Origin of the sequence: Asticcacaulis biprosthecium C19 (assembly GCF_000204015.1) — a bacterium.
GTDB classification, from domain to species: domain Bacteria; phylum Pseudomonadota; class Alphaproteobacteria; order Caulobacterales; family Caulobacteraceae; genus Asticcacaulis; species Asticcacaulis biprosthecius.
Window position 1 is genome coordinate 679282 of the sequence record NZ_GL883080.1, and the last position, 6000, is coordinate 685281.

Annotated in this window: 4 protein-coding genes; 3 read left to right on the plus strand and 1 reads right to left on the minus strand. The window is 62.4% G+C overall.

Features of this window, described 5'->3' with window-relative positions; all coding sequences use genetic code 11:
• Nucleotides 1–19 precede the first annotated feature (19 nt).
• The 3 genes from cydB to ABI_RS21575 all read left to right on the plus strand — a co-directional run bounded on the left by cydB (nucleotide 20) and on the right by ABI_RS21575 (nucleotide 3985).
• Nucleotides 20–1180: a cytochrome d ubiquinol oxidase subunit II gene (cydB, locus tag ABI_RS21565; protein ID WP_006275197.1), complete on the plus strand. Its 1161-nt coding sequence runs from the start codon at nucleotides 20–22 to the stop codon at nucleotides 1178–1180.
• Nucleotides 1181–1191: 11 nt separating this feature from the next.
• A complete protein-coding gene (cydX, locus tag ABI_RS21570; protein ID WP_006275198.1) occupies nucleotides 1192–1320 on the plus strand; it encodes a cytochrome bd-I oxidase subunit CydX in 129 nt (42 codons plus the stop codon).
• Between the two features lie 298 nt (nucleotides 1321–1618).
• Nucleotides 1619–3985, plus strand: a complete 2367-nt coding sequence (locus ABI_RS21575) for a TonB-dependent receptor (protein WP_006275199.1) — start codon at nucleotides 1619–1621, stop codon at nucleotides 3983–3985.
• A 41-nt stretch (nucleotides 3986–4026) separates the two neighbouring features.
• On the opposite strand, the gene ABI_RS21580 is transcribed toward ABI_RS21575, so the two are convergent.
• Nucleotides 4027–5964, minus strand: coding sequence for an NPCBM/NEW2 domain-containing protein (locus ABI_RS21580; protein WP_040309829.1), 1938 nt, complete (start codon nucleotides 5962–5964; stop codon nucleotides 4027–4029).
• Between the last annotated feature and the right edge of the window lie 36 nt (nucleotides 5965–6000).

Consider the following 6000-nt stretch of genomic DNA (forward strand, 5'->3'; position numbering starts at 1 on the left):
TCTAGAGAAAGACAGACTCATGGAACCGATTATTGACTACCCGACCCTCAGGGTCATCTGGTGGGGTCTTCTGGGCGTCCTGCTCATCGGCCTGGCCATCATGGACGGCTACGCCATGGGCGCTATGTCGCTCCTGCCGTTCGCCGGCAAGACAGACGGTGAGCGCCGCGCCCTTATCAACAGTGTCGCGCCGACCTGGGAAGGCAATCAGGTTTGGCTGATCCTGGGCGGCGGGGCCATCTTCGCGGCCTGGCCCTTCGTCTACGCCGTCAGCTTTTCCGGCTTCTACCTTGCCATGTTCCTCGTGCTGGCAGCGCTGATCCTGCGTCCCGTTGCGTTCAAGTACCGGTCAAAGAAGCCCGGCACCACTTGGCGGCGTAATTGGGACTGGGCGCTGTTTGCCGGTGGATTTATTCCCGCCCTGGTCTTTGGCGTTGCCGTCGGTAACGTCCTGTCCGGCGCGCCCTTCCATCTGGATAGTGACCTGCGCACAACCTACGACGGAGGCACCTTCATGAGCCTCCTGAGACTGTTTACGCCGTTCACCCTGCTGTGCGGACTGACATCGGTTGCCATGCTGGTTATGCAGGGCGCCGCCTTCCTGGCCATGAAACTGGAAAAGGGCACCGCCTACGACCGTGTCATGACCTACGGATCGGTGGCCGCGCTTCTGACGATCGTCCTGTTCGCAATCGGCTATGTTTTCGTTCGCTTCAGCGGCCTTGGCTTCCAGGTCGTCGCCGAGGTCCTGCCGTCGGGAGCCTCCAATCCGACCCGCGCCGAAGTCGTTCCAGCGGCGGGCGCATGGCTCAACAATTTCGGCAAGCATCCGTGGATGTGGGCGGGTCCGGCCCTGGGCTTCGCCGGCGCTGCCCTGGCGGCGCTCAGCCTGCGCCTGAGATTGGCCTTCCCGGCATTCCTGGCCTCGTCCCTCAGCCTGGCCGGCATCGTCTCGACGGTGGGGCTCAGCATGTTCCCCATCATTTTGCCCAGCTCGGTGGACAGCCGTTCCAGCCTCCTGGTGTGGACCGCCTCCAGCTCGCACATGACGCTCGGAATCATGCTTCTCGTCACCGTGGTCTTCCTGCCGATCGTCCTGCTCTACACCGCCTGGGTCTATAAGGTGCTATTCGGTCGGGTGGGAGTCGCCACGGTCAGCTCATCTCCCGACTATTACTAGGAGTATCTCAGATGTGGTATTTTGCCTGGATTTTGGGTGTCGGCCTGGCCGTCGCTGTCGGCGTCCTGAACGGTATCTGGTATGAGTTCCATACGACGGATGATCCGGACGCTAAGGATGATCAACAGCAGCGCTCGTGAGGCTTATGCCGGACCGCAATGACCGAGAGGCATTGCGGTCTGGTGACCGCCCTTTTTGGCGTTCCTGTGTGCCTCACCAGCAGGCGCGGATAGTGTCGCACGTCGGCGCAATCCCTTAGTGTGCAACGTAACGCTGATGCGAATGCGGTAACCCGTGCACCTTATGCGTGTGTCGCGTCAGCAACACTTCAGATTTACGTTATCCCCCCGTTTGACGAAGCCTTCATGACCTAATAGGTATGTAAGCTACTAAATAATGCGCATAATTAATATGCGATATAAAAAACGGGAGTTAACGATGAAATTTCATGGCAATCGCCGTGCGCTGGCGCACGGGATTTACAAGGCAGGCTTTGCAGCAATGGCGGCGTCTTGCCTGCCGTTTCTTTGCACCGAAGCTTTCGCCCAGACGCAAGCCGCGGCGCAGGCGGCCGAACCTGACAGCGAGGTGGTGGTCGTTACGGCACGCCGCCGCATGGAAGCGCTCCAGGACACACCCATCGCCATTACCGCGCTAAGCGCCAAGGCGCTGGAACGCCAGCAGATCCAGACGACGACGGACCTGGGCAAGGTGACGCCCAATCTGCAGTTCGCGACCTACGGCACTTTGACCGGCAACAATTCGGCCGCCCAGGTCTTCATCCGCGGCATCGGCCAGACCGATGCCACCGGCGCGGTCGACCCTGGCGTCGGCCTCTATATCGACGACGTCTACATGGGGCGCTCGGTCGGTGGCGCCATGGAGTTCCGCGACATCGCCAATGTCCAGATCGTCCGTGGGCCCCAGGGCACGCTGTTCGGGCGTAATACCATCGGCGGTGCGGTGCTGCTGTCGACCAACAAGCCCGGCGCCGGCAATACGGTCCGCGCCGGTATCGGCGACGACAATCTGAAGGAGGCCTTTGTTGCCTTCGATGTGCCGATCTCGGAAACGCTGCAAGGGCGCGTGGCGCTGGGACGTCGCATGCGCGATGGATATGTCCACCGCGTGTCGGACGGGCTGGACCTGGGCGATGTCAATACCTCCAACGCCCAGGGCACCTTGCGATGGGAGCCGTCCGCTGACCTGACCTTCACCCTCCGCGGCGACTACGCCAAGGCCGACGAGCACGGATCGCCGTTTGTCTTCCTGCAGATCAACGAACGTCAGACCTTCCCGGCGGCGGCCAGCCGTGCCGCCGGCTGCCCTGGCGCCACCTTCCCGCCGCCCTTCGTACCGGCAACGGCGGACCCGCGGTGCGCCAACGACGCCCAGTACAAGGGACCGTTCACCAATGGCGGCACGGCGCCGGCCTTCAGTACGCTGGAGAATTCCGGGCTGTCTCTTGTGGCCGAATGGAAGGTCAACGACGTCCTGTCGTTCAAGTCCATCTCGTCAGCGCGAACCCTCGAGTGGTCGGGCGCGCGCGATGCCGACAACACGCCCTTGCTGATCCTGCAGACCAACTATAGCAGCAAGAGCGAGCAGAAGAGCCAGGAGTTTCAGGCCCAGATCAAGACCGGCCAACTGGATGGGGTCATCGGCGCGTACTACTTCAAGGAGGACACCTTCGACCGTGTGCTGGTCGGCTTGGGCAATCCCGGGACGTCTTATGACACCCAGAGGGTGCAACTGGAAACCGAGGCGACGGCGTTTTTCACGCACTGGAGCTATAAATTCTCTGACAAGCTGAGTGCGTCGGCGGGTCTGCGCTACACGGACGAAAGCAAGAGCCTGCAGGGCGTCATGTTCAATGTCGCGCCCGCGACGGCGGCGGAACCGGCGCCTCCTACGGCCCTTTGTCCCTTCGGCGGTCCGCCGCCGACCCAGACCGGTTGCCTGTTCATCGGTACGGGCCAGAATGCGCGCAACTTCACGGCAACGACGGGCTCGGCCAGCCTGCAGTACCGTTGGAATCCGGCGCTGATGACCTATGTCAGTTGGTCGCAGGGCTTCAAGAGCGGCGGCTTCAACGAGCGCTACAACAATGCGCCTCCGGGCAATAAGCCGATCTCGTTTGCGCCGGAATCGGCGGAGACGGTCGAGGCCGGCTTCAAGGCGAACCCGGTGAAGGGGCTACGCGTCAATGGCGCTGCCTTCAGCACCAAGTACACCGATATGCAGATGACCTACCGCCTGGGGGTGGTGCCTTTGTTGTTCAACGCCGGTGAGGCGACGGTCAGCGGTATCGAACTGGAAGCCGAATACGTCCCTGTATCCGACCTCTTCCTGAACGCCAGCCTCGGCTATCTGAAAACAGGTTTCGACACCATCACCAATCCGCCGTCCTTCGGCGCGGTGACACCGACCTCGGTGGCCACTCTGGATAGCCGTCTGCCGTTTGCGCCGGAACTGCAAGGACATGTGGGGGCTGCCTACACCTTCCATCCGGGCGACGGATGGCGTCTGACGCCGCGTGTCAATATCAGCTACACGGACCAGCAGTACTTCGACGCCGGCAATACAGTGTCGATTGCCCAGAACAAGTCGGTAACGATCGTCAACGCTTCGATCGTTTTCGAACCCGATGACCGCAAGTGGAACATCACCCTGTCCGGCAACAACCTGACCAACCGCCTGTATCCGCTGGCCGGCACATCGTCGGAAAGCACGTCGGCAGGCTATGCTGAGGTCATCTATGCCCGGCCGCGCAACATCAACCTGACCTACTCGCTAAACTTCTGAACCTGCGCCGCGCCGGACCGAAGGGGCCGGCGCGGCGGCATTCAGTTCGACAGAGCGGCATTGCCCCAGGTGACGACGGTGCGTTCAGCGTTACCCGGTGCGGTACTGCGGGCAACAAGTTCCAGGAGTTTGTAGCCAGCAACATCCGCCGACAAGGTTTCTGGCGCCGATCCGAAACCTAAGGCGGACGACTGCGCCAGCAGCTTTCCATCGCCGTAGACGTAGAAGGTTACGGGCGTAGCGGTATCGAGTGTCGAGTCGTCCACGCCGACGCTGGCGGTGATGCGCCGTTCGTCTTTAAGCCTGACCTCCAGGCGCGAATTGGCAAGGATGCCGATGCCGCTGGCGAAAGGCTTGCCCCCAATCTGGAGGCTTCGGCCAAAGGGCGTCGCATCGGCCTGGGCGCCGCCCCAGCCGGCGTACATCGGCAGGTCGCCACGGCCGCGGCTGCCGGCCCAGGGACTGACCGCGCGGTGAATGAACGGATCGGCCTGGGGCGTCACCACGCCGTCAACCGCCGGATTTACCCGCCCCGGAATTTCGGAGAGATAGATGCCGCCTTTTAGGGTTCGTGTCCCGTGGGCGTCGAAGATCAGGGTCTGGCGCGGTTCGACGCGCAATTTGACCTCGCCCTTGAAGGCCGGCAAGGCCGCCTTCGTCCACAGATCCACCAGGTGGACGTCGTCCGCCGCCATATATTTCAGATGATCGGCGGTGAGGATCACGTCCTGCGGCGCGGTACCGCGGTTAAAGATGGCGACCGCCTTGCGCGCCGGGTCATCGCCACGGCTTTTGACGAAGATCTGTACGTCGTCGGTCTCATAGGCCAGAACGGCCTGGTGGCCGGAAGGATCCTGGTTGAGGGCGATCAGATCGCTGTTGCCAAAGATCTCCATCAGTTCCGGCGGGGCCTTGCGCAGGTCATAGCCGATGATCAACGGCGCGCTGATCATGGCCCACAGCGCAAAGTGAGACTTGGCCTCGGTCAGGTGGTTTTCATCGAAGTCGCCATGACCGACGAACAGCATGTCGGGATCGTTCCAGCTACCCGGATGGGCATACAGGGCCCGCGTCGCGGCGCTGTCGAAATTGGTCAGCATCCGCCCCCAACTCGGCGTGATATCATCGCTCGTCCGCGACAGGTTGCCGACGTTCTTGGCCCAGGATCGCACATCCGCCGACCCCCAGGCGCAAATGGAGAAGACGTAGTCGCCGTCGGGGTTGTAGTGCTTCAGGTGATCGGCGACCTCGGTGTAGAGCGCCTTGATTTCGGTGACATCTGTGCGGTTGACCGACTGGAAATCGATCAGCGGCACCAGCGCCTGGTACTGGCCGTCCTTGACCTTTGCGCTGTCGGGCGCGAAGGCCCTGACGCCGCAACCATCGACCTTGATGAAGTCGAAGCCCCAATCCTCGAAATAGAGCTTCAAATCCTTCTCGGCATGGCCATACAGCCCGACCTCGCGCTCGGCAAGGGTGCCTTCTGGCAGGTTCGGCGTGCCAGGGCCGCCATAGGCTTGGGAGCAGGAATTGCGGCCGAGGTCGGAATAGATGCCGGCCTTGAGCCCCATGCGGTGGATCTGGTCGGTAAAGGGTCGGAAGCTGGACTCGTCGGGTCCACCGGTTGCCGCGGACGGAAAGATCGCCGTGCGTACCTGCATGCGGCCGTCGCTCTGGCGGCGCTTCAGCCACCAGCCATCGTCGATGTTGATATAGAGATAGCCCTTGGCGGCCAGGCCGCTGGCCACGATCGTATTGGCGGAATCGAGGACGCGCGCCTCGGTCACATCCGTGCCGAAAGCGTTCCAGGAGCTCCAGCCCATGGGCGGGGTGGCGGCGCGACCTGCCGTATAGGCGCTCCAGCGGCCCGTCGGCGCCAGGGGATCTGAGCCGGCAGAGGCGGATGCGGCGGGCAGGGCTGCCCAGAGAAGAGATAGGGCGAAAAGGCCGCAAGTGGCCAAACGTAAGGTGCGCTTCATTCCAGGCCTTTTGGGTGACGGAGAGTCGTTCTCGTC